Here is a 16,288-nt window from a genome sequence, read left to right as displayed (position 1 = left end):
TTAAGCCCACGTAGTTTTGCCGGGTGGCGCTGCGCTTACCGGGCCTACCATATGCTCTCTGTAGGCCCGGTAAGCGTAAGCGCCACCGGGCTTTTTATTGGACAGCGATCATGAATACATTAGAACAAACCATCGGCAACACCCCTCTGATCAAACTGCAGCGCATGGGACCGGACAACGGCAGCGAAATCTGGATCAAACTGGAAGGCAATAATCCGGCGGGATCGGTCAAAGACCGCGCCGCGCTGTCGATGATCGTTCAGGCGGAAAAGCGCGGCGAAATCAAACCCGGCGATGTGCTGATCGAGGCGACCAGCGGTAATACCGGCATTGCGCTGGCGATGATTGCTGCTCTCAAAGGCTATCGCATGAAGCTGCTGATGCCGGATAACATGAGCCAGGAGCGCCGTGCCGCAATGCTGGCCTATGGCGCCGAGTTAATTCTGGTCAGTAAAGAGCAGGGGATGGAGGGGGCCCGCGATCTGGCCCTCGAGATGGCGAACCGGGGCGAAGGCAGGCTGCTGGATCAGTTCAACAACCCCGATAATCCTTATGCGCACTACACCACCACCGGCCCGGAAATCTGGCAGCAGACCGGGGGCCGCATCACCCATTTCGTCTCCAGTATGGGCACCACCGGCACCATCACCGGCGTCTCCCGCTTTCTGCGCGAGCAGGAAAAGGCGGTTACCATTGTTGGTTTGCAGCCCGAAGAGGGCAGCAGCATTCCGGGTATTCGCCGCTGGCCTGCGGAGTACATGCCGGGCATTTTTAATGCCTCGCTTGTGGATCAGGTGCTGGATATTCATCAGCGCGAGGCGGAAAATACCATGCGTGAACTGGCCGTGCGCGAAGGGGTTTTCTGCGGCGTCAGTTCTGGCGGCGCGGTAGCCGGCGCTCTGCGGGTAGCCGCGGCAACGCCGGGGGCGGTGGTGGTGGCGATTATTTGCGATCGCGGCGATCGCTATCTGTCTACCGGCGTCTTTGGTGAGGAGAGCTATGCGCAGGGCGCAGGGATCTAAACGCTATGGAAATGATTTTATTCCGGGACAAAACCCGGGCGCAGCAGACCGACATTGTGGCGGTGCAGTCGCAGGTGGTGTACGGCAGCGTCGGTAACAGCATTGCGGTGCCCAATATTCGCCAGCATCACCTCAACGTGACGGCGATACCGACGGTGCTGTTCAGCAATACCCCGCACTACGACACTTTTTATGGCGGGGTGATACCCGACGAGTGGTTCAGCGGCTACCTGAAAGCGCTGGGCGAGCGCGATGTGTTGCGTGAGCTGAAAGCGGTCACTACCGGCTATATGGGCAGCGCGAGCCAGATTGCTCTGCTGGCGGAGTGGCTGGGTGCGGTCAAGGCGCAGCATCCCGATCTGCTGATCCTGGTGGACCCGGTGATTGGTGACACCGACAGCGGAACCTACGTCAAACCAGAGATACCGGAAGCTTACCGCCAGCACCTGCTACCGCTGGCGCAGGGAATTACGCCGAACGTCTACGAACTGGAAGTTCTCAGCGGCAAGTCGTGCCGGGACAATGCCAGCGCCATTGCCGCCGCCAAAGGCCTGTTATCCGATACGCTACAGTGGGTGGCGATCACCAGCGCACCGGTTGCCGGTGATGCTGACAGCATCCACGTGGTGCTGGTTTCACACGACAACGTGACGGTCAGCGCCCACCCGCGCATTAAAGCCGATCTGAAAGGTACCGGGGATCTGTTCTGCTCTGAGCTGGTGAGCGCCCTGGTGCAGCGCGAAAGCGTGGCCGCAGCGATAAGCCGGGCAGGGGATCGGGTAACGCAGGTGATGCAGCACACCCAGGAGAAAGGGTACGACGAGCTGGTTCTGCCGGCCTGACAAACAAAAATGGCGCCCGAAGGCGCCATTTTTCTGTGCGGCAAGAAATTACTTCTTGATGCGGATAACCGGGGTTTCACCCACGGTAACGCTGCCGGACAGTTTGATCAGTTCTTTGATTTCGTCCATGTTGGAGATAACAACCGGAGTCAGGGTAGACTTGGCTTTCTCTTCCAGCAGTGGCAGATCGAATTCAATAACCGGGTCGCCAACTTTAACGCGCTGGCCTTCTTCAGCGATACGCTTGAAGCCTTCGCCTTTCAGCTCGACGGTGTCGATACCGAAGTGAACGAACAGCTCAATACCGCTATCAGATTCGATAGAAAATGCGTGGTTGGTTTCAAAAATCTTACCGATGGTACCATCAACCGGCGCAACCATTTTGTTACCGGTCGGTTTGATAGCAATGCCATCACCAACAATTTTCTCTGCAAACACGACATCCGGCACGTCTTCGATGTTGACGATTTCACCAGACAGCGGAGCAACAATCTCAATAGTTCCGGTGTCGCTGTTGCCTTTGTCACCGAACAGTTTACTAAATAACCCCATTAGCCATCTCTCCTAAGCAGTAAATTGGGCCGCATCTCGTGGATTAGCAGATTGTTTTTTCTTCAATGAACTTGTTAACCAGCGTCATTAACTCGTCCGTTGTCGGTTGAGCAAGAGCCTGCTCTGCTAATACCTTCGCATCTTCGAAGTTCGTGTTACGGATAATCTTCTTGATGCGCGGGATGGAAATGGCGCTCATAGAGAACTCGTCCAGACCCATACCCAGCAACAGAAGTGTAGCACGTTCGTCGCCTGCAAGCTCACCACACATGCCAGTCCATTTGCCTTCGGCATGAGAAGCATCAATAACTTGCTTGATAAGCGTCAGCACGGACGGTGACATTGGCTGGTAAAGATGTGAAATCATATCATTACCACGGTCAACTGCCAGAGTGTACTGGGTTAAATCGTTAGTACCAATACTAAAGAAATCGACTTCTTTCGCTAAGTGACGGGCAATCGTCGCTGCGGCTGGGGTTTCCACCATGACGCCAACTTCGATAGCTTCGTCGAAGGCTTTACCTTCGTCGCGCAGTTCCTGTTTGTAGATTTCGATCTCTTTCTTCAGTGCACGCACTTCTTCAACAGAGATGATCATTGGGAACATGATGCGCAGTTTACCGAAAGCGGAAGCACGCAGGATGGCGCGAACCTGGTCGCGCAGGATCTCTTTACGATCCATGGCGATACGCACTGCACGCCAGCCCAGGAACGGGTTCTCTTCTTTCGGGAAGTTCATGTACGGCAGCTCTTTGTCGCCGCCGATGTCCATGGTACGGACGATAACCGCCTGTGAGCCACAGGCTTCAGCTACCGCTTTGTAAGCAGCAAACTGCTCTTCTTCGGTTGGCAGGGCGTCACGGTCCATGAACAGGAATTCGGTACGGTACAGGCCTACACCTTCCGCGCCGTTGCGCTCTGCGCCATCAACGTCGCGTACGGTGCCGATGTTGGCACAAACTTCAACCTGATGACCATCCAGCGTAATTGCCGGCAGATCTTTCAGTTTTGCCAGTTCGGCTTTCTCGGTCGCAACCTGTTCCTGAACGGCACGCAGCTGTTCAATTTGGTCGTTGGTTGGGTTGACGTAAACCAGATTGTTTACGGCATCCAGAATCAGATAGTCGTCGTTTTTAACCTGTGCGGTCACGCTACCGGTACCCACGATGGCAGGCAGTTCCAGAGAACGCGCCATGATAGAGGTGTGGGAGGTACGGCCGCCGGCGTCAGTGATGAAACCCAGCACCTTGTTCAGGTTCAGCTGTGCGGTTTCTGACGGGGTCAGGTCAGCAGCAACCAGGATCACTTCGTCCTGAATCGCGCTCAGATCGATGATGGCCAGGCCGAGGATGTTGCGCAGCAGGCGCTTACCGATATCACGCACGTCAGCCGCACGTTCTTTCAGGTACTCATCGTCCAGCTCTTCCAGGGCAGTCGCCTGACCTTCGATAACTTCATGTGCAGCCGCATCGGCCGTCATGCCTTTATCTTTAATCAGGGCTATGATTTCCTGCTCCAGCTCCTCATCTTCGAGCAACATGATGTGCCCTTCGAAGATGGCTTCTTTTTCTTCACCGAAAGTTTCGCCAGCTTTAGTTTTGATCGTTTCCAGCTGCGCAGATGCTTTTGCACGGCCACTCAGAAAACGCTCAACTTCCTGATTTACCTTATCAGCAGAAATTTTTTTCCGGTCGATGACGATCTCGTCTTCTTTCAGCAGCAGTGCTTTGCCGAAAGCGATACCCGGGGATGCTAAAATGCCTGAAATCATAACCCTACCTTACTTGTGACTGATTTTTACAAAGAACCCGGAAACTTACTCGAGCTCAGCCATCAGTTTTACCAGATGCTCAACTGCTTTCTGCTCGTCTTCGCCTTCAGCGGAGATGGTCACAACAGTGCCCTGAGTCAGACCCAGAGTCTGCAGTTTGAACAGGCTTTTTGCGCTGGCGCTTTTGCCGTTGGAAGTCACAGTGATCTCAGAAGTGAAGCCTTTCGCTTCTTTAACAAACTGAGCAGCAGGGCGGGTGTGCAGACCGTTCGGAGCGGTAATGGTAACTTCTTGCTGGAACATTGTATTTCCCCAACTTATTGGTTTAGTGTTGTGGAACTAAAGTCTAGCCTGGCGGCAGGACTTTAGCCTGTATTGTTAGCACCGGCTTAACGGCACGAGGCACAGATGTGTCAAACGTATTTCCGGTACTGGCATGTCAGGCTGCTGACGTCTCGTTCGACATTAAACATTATGCCGCGAAAGCAAGACTTGAACCAAATCATAAAATCGATTCAGCAGCGGGAATTCGTGTATCGATTAATTTCGAGCTTCAAAATAATTGTCAGCTTAAATACCAGAGCTAACAGGGTGAAGCAATGCCAGACGAGATAAAACTTTGAAGCAGGCCACAAAAAAGCACCCGGATGGGTGCTTTTTTACGCGATATTTACATTCTGGCACTACTGTTGCAGTTCTTTCTCTGTGAAGAGATCGGCAAACAGTGCAGTACTTAAATAACGCTCACCCGACGATGGAAGAATAACCACGATATTCTTATTGGTAAAGGTTTCATCTTCGAGTAATTGCAGCGCCGCGGCTACAGCAGCACCGGAAGAGATACCAGCCAGAATACCTTCTTCTTCCATCAGACGACGGGCGGTAGAGATGGCTTCATCGTTGGTGATAGCCACCACTTTATCAATCAGTTTCAGATCCAGGTTGCCCGGAATGAAGCCTGCGCCGATACCCTGAATTTTATGCGGGCCTGGTTTCAGCTCTTCACCTGCCAGCGCCTGGGCAATCACCGGGGAGTCTGTTGGCTCAACGGCAACGGTAATCAGATCTTTTTTACCTTTTGTGCCTTTAATATAGCGAGACACGCCGGTGAGCGTACCGCCGGTACCCACACCTGAAATAAAGACATCAACCTGACCGTCAGTATCTTCCCAGATCTCCGGGCCGGTGGTCTTCTCGTGAATTTCCGGGTTAGCCGGGTTGCTGAACTGCTGGAGCAGCAGATATTTAGCCGGATCGCTGGCAACAATCTCTTCAGCTTTCTGGATAGCGCCCTTCATCCCTTTTGCGCCTTCAGTTAACACCAGGTTCGCACCCAGCGCCTTCAGCAGCTTGCGACGTTCAATACTCATGGTTTCCGGCATGGTCAGCGTCAGCTTGTAACCGCGCGCGGCGGCCACGTAGGCCAGAGCAATACCGGTGTTACCGCTGGTTGGCTCAACCAGCTCAACGCCAGGTTTCAACACGCCACGCTTTTCCGCATCCCAAATCATATTGGCACCGATACGGCATTTTACGCTGAAGCTTGGGTTACGAGATTCTACCTTCGCCAGGATGCGTCCATTACCGATACGGTTCAGTCGAACCAGGGGCGTGTGACCGATAGTCAGCGAGTTGTCTTCAAAAATCTTACTCATGGCCTGTCCTTAACTGTTTGAAATTGGGATACCGACCCAGCATACCTGTTGAATAAGTATGGGGAAGTAAGGAATTCGCATATCTATATGCTGCGTGGAAATAATGGGGATCAGTATGGAATAAGGGATGGCATAAGCCATCCCCCGTTTACACATTTTTGCATTATTTCCATAACGCGTGTTTATCACGGTAACAGTCAACCCACATCGCCGTTGCGCCGCAAACCGCAACCGGCATGATGAACAGGTTCAGGAACGGGATCATGGTGAACAGGCTGGTCAGCGCGCCAAACTGCATATTGGTCATTTTGCGGGCACGCAGGGCGGTACGCATCTCTTTAAACGGGACTTTGTGGTTATCGAACGGGTAGTCGCAATACTGGATCGCCAGCATCCACGCGCTGAACAGGAACCATAGCACCGGGGCAACCGTCTGCCCGATCCCCGGAATAAAGTAGAGGATCAGCAGCACGATAGCGCGGGGCAGGTACCAGGCGAACTTCTGCCATTCACGTTTCATAATGCGCGGCAGATCTTTCATGATGCCCAGAACGCCGGTGTCCGGCGGCGTAGCGCCCGTCAGACGCGCTTCCAGCTGTTCAGCCAGCAGGCCGTTAAAGGGCGCGGCTATCCAGTTAGCCAGGGTTGAGAAAAAGTAGCCAAACACCAGCAGCACCGAAACGATCGCCACGGGCCACAGCAGATAGCTCAGCCACTGCAGCCAGTCGGGAACGTGGCTCATGAGCGCCGGGATCCAGGTGTCCAGGCGGGTAAACAGCCACCAGAAGGCACCCCCCATCAGCAAAATGTTAATCAGCAGCGGGAGGATCACAAAGCGCCGGATACCCGGCAGCGAAACCAGTTTCCAGCCCTGAGAAAAGTACCAGACGCCGCTGCGGGGAGGGGAAGATGTTGATGAAACCATAACCAGGTTGAGCTCCTTTTATCACAACCAGTGAAATTGCCTGCCTATATTAGCCAGTTGCGGCGCGTTGACCAGTTCGGAAATGTTCGAAAAAACAGCAAAAAGCACGATTTAGTTCATCTTTATGCTGCGAATGCTCCCCATACACTTGCACTTGACGTAATCGGCAAATACTCTTAGTGAGTAAATGTTTGCCGTGGTGGCAAGGTGTTAGAACAACAGAGAATATAATGATGCAGGATTTGCGTCTGATATTAATCATTGTTGGCGCGATCGCCATAATCGCTTTACTGGTACATGGTTTCTGGACCAGCCGTAAAGAGCGCTCTTCTATGTTTCGCGATCGCCCACTGAAGCGCATGAAGTCTACTCGTGACGACGATAGCGATGACGATATCGAAGAAACGGAAGACGAGGGTGTGGGTGAAGTACGCGTTCATCGGGCCAATACTGCGCCCGGCGCAGGCCATGGGGAGCAAGAAGCGCCTCGTCAGCCTCCGCAGCATCAGTACCAGCCGCCTTACGCATCTGCTCAGCCACGTCCTGCTGCACCGCAGCCGGTGGTCGAGCCGGTACACCAGCCGCAACCGCAGCAGCATGAGCCTGTGCGCCAGCAACCTGTGCAGCAACCACAGTATGCCGCTCAGCCTGAACCGCAGCCGGTTGTGCAGCAGGCACCTCAGCCTGTCGCACCAGCGCCGCAACCGCAGCCGGCCCCTGCGCCTGCACCTGTTGTCGAGCCGGAACCGGTAGTTGAAGCTGCGCCAGTGGTTGAAAAGCCGCAACGCAAAGAGACGGTTATTGTCATGAGCGTGGCGGCCCACCAGGGCACGACCATCAATGGCGAAGTGCTGCTTAACAGCATCCACCAGGCGGGCTTCAAATATGGCGATATGAACATCTTCCATCGCCATCTGAGCCCGGACGGAAGCGGCCCATCGCTGTTCAGCCTGGCGAATATGGTTAACCCTGGAACCTTTGATCCGGAGATGACCGGTGATTTCACTACCCCGGGCATTACCATCTTTATGCAGGTGCCGTCTTATGGCGATGAACTGCAAAACTTCAAGCTGATGCTGCAGTCTGCCCAGCATATCGCGGACGAAGTCGGCGGTATGGTGCTCGACGATCAGCGTCGAATGATGACGCCGCAGAAACTGCGTGAGTATCAGGACCGCATCCGCGAAGTTAAAGAAGCTAACGCGTAAATTTCCGCGTTTTGTTTCACACCTCCTCAACCCCCGCATGTCGGGGGTTTTTCTCATTAATGGTGCGACACATGGACTCAATCGAACAACAACTTACCGAACTGCGAACCACGCTTCGCCACCATGAATATCTTTATCATGTGATGGATGCGCCCGAAGTGCCGGACGCGGAATATGACCGTTTGATGCGTGAACTGCGCGAGCTTGAAGCGCAGCGTCCCGATTTAATTACCCCGGACTCACCGACTCAGCGTGTCGGCGCCGCGCCGCTGGCCTTTTTCAGCCAGGTGCGTCATGAAGTGCCGATGCTGTCGCTGGATAACGTGTTCGACGAAGAGAGCTTCCTCGCCTTCAACAAACGCGTCCAGGATCGCCTGAAGCAGACCGATGCCCTGAGCTGGTGCTGCGAGCTGAAGCTGGATGGTCTTGCCGTCAGCATTCTGTATGAAAACGGTGTGATGACCCGGGCCGCCACTCGCGGCGACGGCACCACCGGCGAGGACATTACCACCAACGTGCGCACCATCCGCGCTATCCCGCTTAAGCTGCATGGTGAGAACATTCCGGCACGTCTGGAAGTGCGCGGGGAAGTGTTCCTGCCGCAGGCGGGCTTTGAAAAAATTAACGAAGAGGCGCGCCGCACCGGTGGCAAAATCTTCGCCAACCCACGCAATGCTGCGGCAGGATCGTTGCGCCAGCTGGATCCGCGCATTACCGCAAAACGCCCGCTGACCTTCTTCTGCTATGGCGTAGGTATCCTGGAGGGGGGCGAGCTGCCCGATACCCATCTGGGCCGCCTGCTGCAGTTTAAGGCATGGGGGCTGCCGGTGAGTAACCGTGTGCAGTTGTGCGACTCACCGGAAGCGGTACTGGCGTTTTATCGGCAGGTCGAAGCAGATCGTCCGACGCTGGGCTTTGATATCGACGGGGTGGTGATCAAAGTTAACTCCCTCGCGCTTCAGGAACAGCTGGGCTTTGTCGCCCGTGCACCGCGCTGGGCGGTAGCCTTTAAGTTCCCGGCGCAGGAGCAGATGACCTTTGTGCGCGACGTGGAGTTCCAGGTGGGTCGTACCGGGGCAATAACGCCGGTTGCGCGTCTGGAGCCCGTTCAGGTGGCAGGGGTGCTGGTCAGCAACGCGACCCTGCATAACGCCGATGAGATCGACCGTCTGGGGCTGCGTATTGGCGATAAGGTGGTTATCCGCCGTGCCGGGGACGTGATCCCGCAGGTGGTGAACGTGGTGGAGTCAGAACGTCCTGAAGATACGCGCGCGGTTGAATTCCCAACCCATTGTCCGGTGTGCGGTTCAGACGTTGAACGCGTTGAAGGCGAGGCTGTGGCCCGCTGTACCGGCGGTTTAGTCTGCGGCGCTCAGCGCAAAGAGTCGCTGAAGCACTTCGTCTCTCGTCGGGCGATGGACGTTGACGGCATGGGTGACAAAATCATCGATCAGCTGGTTGAGAAAGAGTACGTCCATACGCCGGCTGACCTGTTCCGCCTGACGCCGGGTAAGCTGACCGGACTGGATCGGATGGGGCCGAAATCCGCGCAGAACGTGGCCGACGCGTTGGAAAAATCCAAAGAAACCACCTTTGCCCGTTTCCTCTATGCACTGGGTATCCGTGAAGTGGGCGAGGCGACCGCGGCGGGGCTGGCAGCGTATTTTGGTACGCTGGAGGCGCTTGAAAAGGCCACGATTGACGAGCTGCAAAAGGTGCCGGACGTCGGCATTGTGGTCGCCACTCACGTCTTTAATTTCTTCTCGGAAGAGAGCAACCGCGAGGTGATCGGTCAGCTGCTTAACGAAGGCATTCGCTGGCCGGCGCCGCAGGTGATCAATGCCGAAGAGATCGACAGCCCGTTCGCCGGGAAAACCGTCGTGCTAACCGGTAGCCTGAGCCAGCTTTCTCGCGATGATGCCAAAGCGCGTCTGACGGCGCTGGGGGCTAAAGTGGCCGGCAGCGTGTCGAAGAAAACTGACCTGGTGATTGCCGGGGAAGCGGCGGGCTCCAAGCTGGCAAAGGCTCAGGAGCTGGGTATTGACGTGATTGATGAAGCAGAGATGCTGCGTCTGTTGGGAGAGTAACGTGGATAAAGCGCAGCTTATCGAGATAGCCAATACCGAAATGCCCTTCGGGAAGTATAAAGGCCGTCGACTGATTGATGTGCCGGAAGAGTATCTGCTGTGGTTTGCCCGTAAGGATGAGTTTCCTGCCGGGCATCTTGGCGAGCTGATGGCGCTCACGTTGCTGATTAAAACCGAAGGGCTGATCCAGCTGGTTCAGCCCCTGCGTCGTCCTTAAACTTTTGCCGTGCGGGCCTGCTCCTGGGCCTGCAACTCGTCGGTCTGGCGTTTGTAGCGACGCGCCATGACCGCGCAAATCATCAGCTGTAGCTGGTGGAAGATCATCAGCGGCAGCACCATCATCCCAATCACCGAGGTTGGAAACAGAATGTTGGCCATCGGGATCCCGTTTGCCAGGCTCTTTTTCGAACCGCAGAAGACAATGGTGATCTCATCGGCTTTGTTAAATCCGAAGCGGCGCGCGGCAAACACGTTGATACCAATAATAATCGCCAGCAGCACCAGGCTGACCACCACGATAAACAGCAGCGATCCGATCCCGACTTTATGCCAGATGCCATTGACTACGGCTTCGCTGAAGGCGGAGTAAACCACCAGCAGAATCGATGACTGATCGGTTTTGGCAATCCACTTCTTATGCTTCGCCACAAAGGCTCCGATCCACGGACGGGAAAGATGTCCCAGCACAAACGGCAGCAGCAGCTGCAGCATGATTTTGCCCACCTGCTCCAGACTCCCTTCCGCCCCGTGCATGTCCATCACCAGGCCAACCAGCAGCGGCGAGAGGAAAATCCCCAGCAGGCTGGAGGCGGACGCCGAGCAGACGGCCGCCGCCACGTTGCCACCCGCCATTGAGGTAAAGGCGATGGCTGACTGCACCGTAGCCGGCAAAATACAGAGATACAGGAAGCCGGTATAGAGTGCCGGATCGACATTGACCGGCGCCCACCAGGCAAAGAGCACGCCCAGCACCGGGAAAACGACAAAGGTGCTGCACATTACCCACAGATGCAGTCGCCAGTGGCTACCGCCGGAGATAATTGCTTCCCGGGAGAGCTTTGCCCCGTGCATAAAAAACAGCAGTGCGATGGCGGCGGTGGTAAGGCCTTCAAAAAACGGCACAAAGCCACCCTCGGCGGGGAAGAAGGAGGCGAGCAGGACAACCACGATAAGGGTGATGGTGAACGGATCGAGAATGCGGAAAAGTTTCATAAACACTCCTGAAAACAGATAGCGCTATTGTGCTTTCTTCCTTTTGAGAAATAAAATTGATTTATTGCATCAATTCATGAGTAAAACAGATGAATTACTCGTTACGACAGTTGCGTGTTTTTGTTACCGTCGCGCAGGCGAAAAGTTTTAGCCGTGCAGGGGAAATTATCGGCCTGAGCCAGTCGGCGGTCAGCCACAGCGTGAAAGAGCTGGAGCAGCAGACCGGGGTGCGGCTGATCGACAGAACCACTCGGGAAGTGATGCTGACCGAGGCGGGTCATCAGCTGGCGGCCCGGCTGGAAAGGATCCTCGATGAGCTCTCCAGCACTTTGCGGGACGTGGGCCGGGTAGGGCAGCAGCTCTCCGGGACGGTGCGCGTCGCCGCCAGCCAGACCATTTCGGCACATCTCATTCCTCACTGCATCGCGCAGAGTAATCAGCAATATCCGGATATCAATTTTGTGCTGCACGACCGACCGCAGCAGTGGGTACTGGAGAGCATCCGTCAGGGGGAAGTAGATTTCGGCATCGTTATCGATCCGGGGCCGGTCAGCGACCTCGAGTGCGAAGAGGTGCTCTCGGAGCCCTTCTTACTGCTCTGCCGTGACGACGATCCTCTTGCCGCTCATGAGCAGGTCACCTGGCAGGCGCTGCAGGGGGCAAAGCTGGTGTTACAGGATTACGCCTCTGGCAGCCGGCCCCTTATTGATGCAGCCCTTGCAGAACAGCAGGTAAAGGCGACGATTGTGCAGGAGATCGGCCATCCCGCCACGCTCTTTCCGATGGTGGAAGCCGGGATTGGCATCAGCGTACTTCCTGCACTGGCGCTGCCGTTGCCCCAGGGGAGCCGGTTAACGGTCAAACGTTTCACGCCGATCGTCGAGCGTAAGCTGATGCTGGTACGGCGTAAGAACCGTTCTTTGTCAGGGGCGGCACAGGCACTGTGGGAGGTGGTTCGTATGCAGGCGCAGCGGCTGACCGAGGCCCGCATACGGGATCCACTGTTTACGGCCGGGGAGCATTAAACGTAGATATCAATCTGGTGATCGGCAGAAGGGGTATTAATGCCTTCCGCTTTGGCCTGATTTTGTTCTTGTTTCTGTTGTGCTTCTTCAGCCTGACGATGTTGCAGTTGGGCCAGCTGCGCCTCCAGCATGGCGATCTGATTCTGAATAAGCTCTTGCTGTTTCTTTTTTTCCTCAGCGCTACCGCTTCCATCGGCAAGTTCTTTGAGCTGCTGGGTCAGTTTAGTTATCTGGGCCGTGATGCGGCTGATCTGAGAAGCGATATCGTTGCCGCCGGAACTGCTGCTGCCACTGCTTTGAGTTTGTATGGAAGGTGTGGAGGCCTGGATGGTGGTCATGCGTATTTCCTCTGCCAAAGAAAGAGATATCGGCAGGGAATAGAAGGACTTGAGTGAAACTACCTGTATTGGCAGAAATCGCAGATAGCAAAAAAGCGCCTTTAGGGCGCTTTTTTACATTGGTGGGTCGTGCAGGATGACTCGCTTCGCTCGCCCTTCGGGCCGTCGCCGTACGGCTCCGGTGCCTCACTGCGTTCGGCTCGAACCTGCTGCAGGTTCGAATCGTCTATATCGCAGATAGCAAAAAAGCGCCTTTAGGGCGCTTTTTTACATTGGTGGGTCGTGCAGGATTCGAACCTGCGACCAATTGATTAAAAGTCAACTGCTCTACCAACTGAGCTAACGACCCGAAATGGTGGGCGATGACGGGCTCGAACCGCCGACCCCCTCCGTGTAAAGGAGATGCTCTACCAACTGAGCTAATCGCCCATTTCGGAACTGCTATCGATAAGGTGAGAATGGTGGGCGATGACGGGCTCGAACCGCCGACCCCCTCCGTGTAAAGGAGATGCTCTACCAACTGAGCTAATCGCCCATTCTCAATTCTTATCTACACTGCGGCATCTATCGAAGTAGATGGTGGGTGATGACGGGCTCGAACCGCCGACCCCCTCCGTGTAAAGGAGATGCTCTACCAACTGAGCTAATCACCCCCGCTGTGTGGAGTCGCATTATAGGGAGAGTTGAAAATGAGTCAACGGCTTTTCTAAAGATTTTGTTCGTTCGTCGTAAAATTAAACAAAACGATCGCGAAACCACCAGTGATGCATGATTTCTAAACAAAAACGGCTATGAATAAGGATCTGACAGCAACAAGATTGAGGAATCAGGCGGGAGTGATAGAATATTGCCCACTTAAGTTTCCAGGATATGCCGGTTGTCGGCATCTTTATCACTGTAAGGCCACTTCATGAAAATCAAAACTCGCTTCGCGCCAAGCCCGACCGGCTATCTGCACGTCGGCGGCGCGCGTACTGCTCTCTATTCCTGGCTGTTTGCTCGCAACCAGGGCGGTGAGTTTGTGCTGCGTATCGAAGACACCGATCTCGAACGCTCCACGCCGGAAGCAATCGAAGCCATTATGGATGGTATGAACTGGCTTAACCTGGAGTGGGATGAAGGCCCCTATTTCCAGACCAAACGTTTTGATCGCTATAACGCGGTTATTGATGAGATGCTTGAAGCAGGCACGGCGTATAAGTGCTACTGCTCGAAAGAGCGTCTGGAAGCCCTGCGTGAAGAGCAGATGGCAAATAATGAAAAGCCACGTTACGACGGTCGCTGCCGCCACGATCATCAACATCACGCCGCGGACGAGCCTTGTGTGGTGCGTTTCGCAAACCCGCAGGAAGGTTCGGTCATTTTTGACGATCAGATCCGCGGCCCGATCGAATTCAGCAACCAGGAGCTGGACGATCTGATTATCCGCCGTACCGACGGTTCTCCAACCTATAACTTCTGCGTCGTGGTCGATGACTGGGATATGGCGATCACCCACGTGGTGCGTGGCGAAGACCATATCAACAACACCCCACGTCAGATCAACATCCTTAAAGCGCTGAATGCCCCGGTTCCGGTTTACGCGCACGTGTCGATGATCAACGGCGACGACGGTAAAAAACTGTCCAAACGCCATGGTGCAGTCAGCGTGATGCAGTACCGTGACGACGGCTATCTGCCGGAAGCCCTGCTCAACTATCTGGTGCGTCTGGGCTGGTCCCACGGCGATCAGGAGATCTTCAGCCGTGAAGAGATGATCCAGCTCTTCACCCTGAGTGCGGTGGGTAAGTCTGCCAGTGCGTTCAATACCGATAAACTGCTGTGGCTGAACCATCACTACATCAATACTCTGCCACCAGAGTACGTTGCGACCCAGCTGCAGTGGCACATCGAGCAGGCAAACATCGATACCCGCAACGGTCCTCAGCTGGCCGACCTGATTAAACTGCTGGGTGAACGTTGTAAGACCCTGAAAGAGATCGCGGAAAACTGCCGCTACTTCTATGAAGAGTATGACGAGTTCGATGCCGACGCCGCGAAGAAACACCTGCGTCCGGTTGCGCGTCAGCCGCTGGAAGTGGTTCGCGACAAGCTGGCCGCCATTACCGACTGGAGCGCTGAGAATGTGCATCATGCTATTCAGGCGACAGCGGATGAGCTGGAAGTCGGAATGGGTAAAGTTGGCATGCCGCTGCGCGTAGCCGTTACCGGTGCCGGTCAGTCTCCTGCTCTGGACGTTACGGTACACGCGATTGGTAAAACCCGCAGCGTGGCGCGTATCAACAGAGCGCTCGACTTTATTGCTGAGCGCGAAAGCCAGCAGTAATCAGGAAATAAAAAATAAAACGGCAGGTTTCCCTGCCGTTTTTTAATTCTCAGGCTGATGAATGCTCAGCCGCACGAGAAAACCTTGTATCCCTTCCCGTGTAAGCAGCGTTTCAAGCCGCTCCTGTTCCGTTAAGGTCATATTCTCCAGCGCGTTGATGATCCCAGGAAGCACGGCAACCGGCTTGGCGTCACCGTAGCTGGCCGTGCTCTCTGCCAGCTGGTAGAGGGCCTGTCGTTTACGAATGGCGGGAATATTCATGATGTGCGCACGCACCTGCGCATCAATATAGATAAGGCGCGCCCGCCCACCTTTTACGCCATTGATCCCTTCCGTCTTCCAGCCATTTTTGCGCACCCAGCGGTTTACGGTCTGTCTGGCGACGCCCAGCGTATCCGCCAGCTCCTCGGTGGTCATTTTGCTACGTAATCTTTTCATATCAGTTCTGATCGCGAATCCCTAAGCGTTGCAACAATCCGGTGATCCCTTCCCGGAGTAATAAAGAGGTAAGTTGTTTCTGTTCTGTCGGTGTCATTTCGTTGGCCAGCGTGATCAGCAGGGCCTGCAGCGAGTTATCCGGGGTTGCTTCCAGTAAGGTCGCCACATCCGGGGCTCGACGCGCATTGCGAATAAATTCCCGTACTTTCTCATTAACATGGACCAGACGCGCTTTACCGCCCTGAACACCAGGTTTTGGCGACGTGGACCATCCCTCTTTACGCACCCATTTATTGATGGTCTGTCGGCTATAGCCAGTGAGCCGGGCCAACTCTTCTGGCGTCATTCGTTCCTTGATCATGCAATTTCCTGAGTAAGAGTGTGGGTAATGAGTGGTTCATTTTATAACACCGTTTTACTGGAAAACGTGACAAGATTAACTCATGACTGCGAGCATTCTCGCAATGTGATTCATTTGCATGAATTTTCAGCGGTTGAACGCCAGAGTGATAATTTGCCGTTGACACTCAGCAAGGGAATTCATATTATGCCGCCCGTCAACACGACACGCTTTACGCGATGGGGCTATAGCTCAGCTGGGAGAGCGCTTGCATGGCATGCAAGAGGTCAGCGGTTCGATCCCGCTTAGCTCCACCAAACTCTGAACCCAACAGAGTCTGGCGCGTAAACAAAATTGTGGGGCTATAGCTCAGCTGGGAGAGCGCTTGCATGGCATGCAAGAGGTCAGCGGTTCGATCCCGCTTAGCTCCACCAAAATTTGAACCCTCGCCGAATGGCGGGGGTTTTTTTATGCCTGCAATAAATCCTTTGCTATCACCACGTTGACAAATACATCGCTTTTTTGGGTAAAAACTTTACTTTATGTA

At 54.7% G+C, this 16,288-nt stretch carries 16 protein-coding genes, 6 tRNA genes and 1 other RNA gene; 9 read left to right on the top strand and 14 right to left on the bottom strand.

Annotated features, from left to right (window positions below):
* The first annotated feature begins 110 nt into the window (after positions 1 to 110).
* Together cysM and pdxK are read left to right on the top strand one after the other, a co-directional pair.
* Complete coding sequence (gene cysM, locus GNG27_RS16710; RefSeq protein ID WP_142486639.1) at positions 111 to 1,022, top strand: cysteine synthase CysM; 912 nt, start codon at positions 111 to 113, stop codon at positions 1,020 to 1,022.
* A 5-nt stretch (positions 1,023 to 1,027) separates the two neighbouring features.
* Positions 1,028 to 1,864 carry a pyridoxine/pyridoxal/pyridoxamine kinase gene (gene pdxK / locus GNG27_RS16705; RefSeq protein ID WP_156264315.1) on the top strand — a complete coding sequence of 279 codons (837 nt, stop codon included), beginning with the start codon at positions 1,028 to 1,030 and terminating at the stop codon, positions 1,862 to 1,864.
* A gap of 48 nt (positions 1,865 to 1,912) precedes the next feature.
* On the opposite strand, the gene crr is transcribed toward pdxK, so the two are convergent.
* The 5 genes from crr to cysZ all read right to left on the bottom strand — a co-directional run bounded on the left by crr (position 1,913) and on the right by cysZ (position 6,767).
* Positions 1,913 to 2,416, bottom strand: coding sequence for a PTS glucose transporter subunit IIA (gene crr, locus GNG27_RS16700; protein ID WP_032612978.1), 504 nt, complete (start codon positions 2,414 to 2,416; stop codon positions 1,913 to 1,915).
* 43 nt (positions 2,417 to 2,459) lie between these two features.
* A complete protein-coding gene (ptsI, locus tag GNG27_RS16695) occupies positions 2,460 to 4,187 on the bottom strand; it encodes a phosphoenolpyruvate-protein phosphotransferase PtsI (protein ID WP_142486637.1) in 1,728 nt (575 codons plus the stop codon).
* 45 nt (positions 4,188 to 4,232) lie between these two features.
* A complete protein-coding gene (gene ptsH, locus GNG27_RS16690; RefSeq protein WP_000487600.1) occupies positions 4,233 to 4,490 on the bottom strand; it encodes a phosphocarrier protein Hpr in 258 nt (85 codons plus the stop codon).
* A 380-nt stretch (positions 4,491 to 4,870) separates the two neighbouring features.
* Complete coding sequence (gene cysK, locus GNG27_RS16685) at positions 4,871 to 5,842, bottom strand: cysteine synthase A (protein ID WP_106994669.1); 972 nt, start codon at positions 5,840 to 5,842, stop codon at positions 4,871 to 4,873.
* A 163-nt stretch (positions 5,843 to 6,005) separates the two neighbouring features.
* Positions 6,006 to 6,767 carry a sulfate transporter CysZ gene (gene cysZ, locus GNG27_RS16680; protein WP_032612971.1) on the bottom strand — a complete coding sequence of 254 codons (762 nt, stop codon included), beginning with the start codon at positions 6,765 to 6,767 and terminating at the stop codon, positions 6,006 to 6,008.
* 230 nt (positions 6,768 to 6,997) lie between these two features.
* Here cysZ and zipA point away from each other — a divergent pair, with 230 nt between their 5' ends.
* The 3 genes from zipA (at position 6,998) to GNG27_RS16665 (ending at position 10,279) form a co-directional block, all read left to right on the top strand.
* Positions 6,998 to 7,975 (top strand): cell division protein ZipA, encoded by a 978-nt coding sequence (zipA, locus tag GNG27_RS16675; RefSeq protein ID WP_142486636.1) that lies wholly within the window; start codon positions 6,998 to 7,000, stop codon positions 7,973 to 7,975.
* A 71-nt stretch (positions 7,976 to 8,046) separates the two neighbouring features.
* The gene (ligA, locus tag GNG27_RS16670) at positions 8,047 to 10,062 is read left to right on the top strand and encodes an NAD-dependent DNA ligase LigA (protein WP_156264314.1); all 2,016 of its coding nucleotides are present in this window, start codon (positions 8,047 to 8,049) and stop codon (positions 10,060 to 10,062) included.
* 1 nt (position 10,063) lies between these two features.
* The gene (locus tag GNG27_RS16665; RefSeq protein WP_156264313.1) at positions 10,064 to 10,279 is read left to right on the top strand and encodes a DUF3820 family protein; all 216 of its coding nucleotides are present in this window, start codon (positions 10,064 to 10,066) and stop codon (positions 10,277 to 10,279) included.
* Here the strand turns inward: GNG27_RS16665 and GNG27_RS16660 are convergent.
* Complete coding sequence (locus GNG27_RS16660) at positions 10,276 to 11,274, bottom strand: bile acid:sodium symporter family protein (protein ID WP_142486634.1); 999 nt, start codon at positions 11,272 to 11,274, stop codon at positions 10,276 to 10,278. The genes GNG27_RS16665 and GNG27_RS16660 overlap by 4 nt on opposite strands.
* A gap of 89 nt (positions 11,275 to 11,363) precedes the next feature.
* Here GNG27_RS16660 and GNG27_RS16655 point away from each other — a divergent pair, with 89 nt between their 5' ends.
* On the top strand, positions 11,364 to 12,299 hold the full coding sequence (locus GNG27_RS16655; protein WP_142486633.1) for a LysR family transcriptional regulator: 936 nt from the start codon (positions 11,364 to 11,366) through the stop codon (positions 12,297 to 12,299).
* Here the strand turns inward: GNG27_RS16655 and GNG27_RS16650 are convergent.
* The 6 genes from GNG27_RS16650 to GNG27_RS16625 form a co-directional block, all read right to left on the bottom strand.
* Entirely contained in the window at positions 12,296 to 12,637 is a 342-nt protein-coding gene (locus tag GNG27_RS16650; RefSeq protein WP_142486632.1) for a FlxA-like family protein, read from the bottom strand. The two genes, GNG27_RS16655 and GNG27_RS16650, sit on opposite strands and share 4 nt — an antisense overlap.
* Before the next feature lie 120 nt (positions 12,638 to 12,757).
* A non-coding RNA gene (locus tag GNG27_RS16645) (RtT sRNA) lies at positions 12,758 to 12,883 on the bottom strand.
* A gap of 27 nt (positions 12,884 to 12,910) precedes the next feature.
* Positions 12,911 to 12,986, bottom strand: a tRNA-Lys gene (locus GNG27_RS16640).
* A 4-nt stretch (positions 12,987 to 12,990) separates the two neighbouring features.
* A tRNA-Val gene (locus GNG27_RS16635) sits at positions 12,991 to 13,066 on the bottom strand.
* A 30-nt stretch (positions 13,067 to 13,096) separates the two neighbouring features.
* Positions 13,097 to 13,172, bottom strand: a tRNA-Val gene (locus GNG27_RS16630).
* Positions 13,173 to 13,214: 42 nt separating this feature from the next.
* A tRNA-Val gene (locus GNG27_RS16625) sits at positions 13,215 to 13,290 on the bottom strand.
* Positions 13,291 to 13,547: 257 nt separating this feature from the next.
* Here GNG27_RS16625 and gltX point away from each other — a divergent pair.
* Positions 13,548 to 14,963 (top strand): glutamate--tRNA ligase, encoded by a 1,416-nt coding sequence (gene gltX, locus GNG27_RS16620; RefSeq protein WP_106994676.1) that lies wholly within the window; start codon positions 13,548 to 13,550, stop codon positions 14,961 to 14,963.
* 42 nt (positions 14,964 to 15,005) lie between these two features.
* Here gltX and GNG27_RS16615 read toward each other — a convergent pair whose 3' ends face one another.
* A complete protein-coding gene (locus GNG27_RS16615) occupies positions 15,006 to 15,401 on the bottom strand; it encodes a YfeC-like transcriptional regulator (RefSeq protein WP_156264312.1) in 396 nt (131 codons plus the stop codon).
* Position 15,402: 1 nt separating this feature from the next.
* On the bottom strand, positions 15,403 to 15,762 hold the full coding sequence (locus GNG27_RS16610; RefSeq protein ID WP_142486630.1) for a YfeC-like transcriptional regulator: 360 nt from the start codon (positions 15,760 to 15,762) through the stop codon (positions 15,403 to 15,405).
* Positions 15,763 to 15,982: 220 nt separating this feature from the next.
* On the opposite strand from GNG27_RS16610, the gene GNG27_RS16605 reads away from it, so the two are divergent.
* Together GNG27_RS16605 and GNG27_RS16600 are read left to right on the top strand one after the other, a co-directional pair.
* Positions 15,983 to 16,058, top strand: a tRNA-Ala gene (locus tag GNG27_RS16605).
* A gap of 41 nt (positions 16,059 to 16,099) precedes the next feature.
* Positions 16,100 to 16,175, top strand: a tRNA-Ala gene (locus GNG27_RS16600).
* Positions 16,176 to 16,288: the final 113 nt, after the last annotated feature.

This window comes from Leclercia sp. 119287 (assembly GCF_009734485.1).
GTDB classification, from domain to species: domain Bacteria; phylum Pseudomonadota; class Gammaproteobacteria; order Enterobacterales; family Enterobacteriaceae; genus Enterobacter; species Enterobacter adecarboxylatus_C.
This window is presented reverse-complemented; position numbering and strand designations above follow the sequence as displayed.

Bases quoted from the DNA above. Each gene is read 5' to 3' on its own strand.
- cysM (WP_142486639.1), top strand. From the start codon at position 111: ATGAATACATTAGAACAAACCATCGGCAACACCCCTCTGATCAAACTG.
- pdxK (WP_156264315.1), top strand. From the start codon at position 1,028: ATGGAAATGATTTTATTCCGGGACAAAACCCGGGCGCAGCAGACCGAC.
- crr (WP_032612978.1), bottom strand. From the start codon at position 2,416: ATGGGGTTATTTAGTAAACTGTTCGGTGACAAAGGCAACAGCGACACC.
- ptsI (WP_142486637.1), bottom strand. From the start codon at position 4,187: ATGATTTCAGGCATTTTAGCATCCCCGGGTATCGCTTTCGGCAAAGCA.
- ptsH (WP_000487600.1), bottom strand. From the start codon at position 4,490: ATGTTCCAGCAAGAAGTTACCATTACCGCTCCGAACGGTCTGCACACC.
- cysK (WP_106994669.1), bottom strand. From the start codon at position 5,842: ATGAGTAAGATTTTTGAAGACAACTCGCTGACTATCGGTCACACGCCC.
- cysZ (WP_032612971.1), bottom strand. From the start codon at position 6,767: ATGGTTTCATCAACATCTTCCCCTCCCCGCAGCGGCGTCTGGTACTTT.
- zipA (WP_142486636.1), top strand. From the start codon at position 6,998: ATGATGCAGGATTTGCGTCTGATATTAATCATTGTTGGCGCGATCGCC.
- ligA (WP_156264314.1), top strand. From the start codon at position 8,047: ATGGACTCAATCGAACAACAACTTACCGAACTGCGAACCACGCTTCGC.
- GNG27_RS16660 (WP_142486634.1), bottom strand. From the start codon at position 11,274: ATGAAACTTTTCCGCATTCTCGATCCGTTCACCATCACCCTTATCGTG.
- GNG27_RS16655 (WP_142486633.1), top strand. From the start codon at position 11,364: ATGAATTACTCGTTACGACAGTTGCGTGTTTTTGTTACCGTCGCGCAG.
- GNG27_RS16650 (WP_142486632.1), bottom strand. From the start codon at position 12,637: ATGACCACCATCCAGGCCTCCACACCTTCCATACAAACTCAAAGCAGT.
- gltX (WP_106994676.1), top strand. From the start codon at position 13,548: ATGAAAATCAAAACTCGCTTCGCGCCAAGCCCGACCGGCTATCTGCAC.
- GNG27_RS16615 (WP_156264312.1), bottom strand. From the start codon at position 15,401: ATGAAAAGATTACGTAGCAAAATGACCACCGAGGAGCTGGCGGATACG.
- GNG27_RS16610 (WP_142486630.1), bottom strand. From the start codon at position 15,762: ATGATCAAGGAACGAATGACGCCAGAAGAGTTGGCCCGGCTCACTGGC.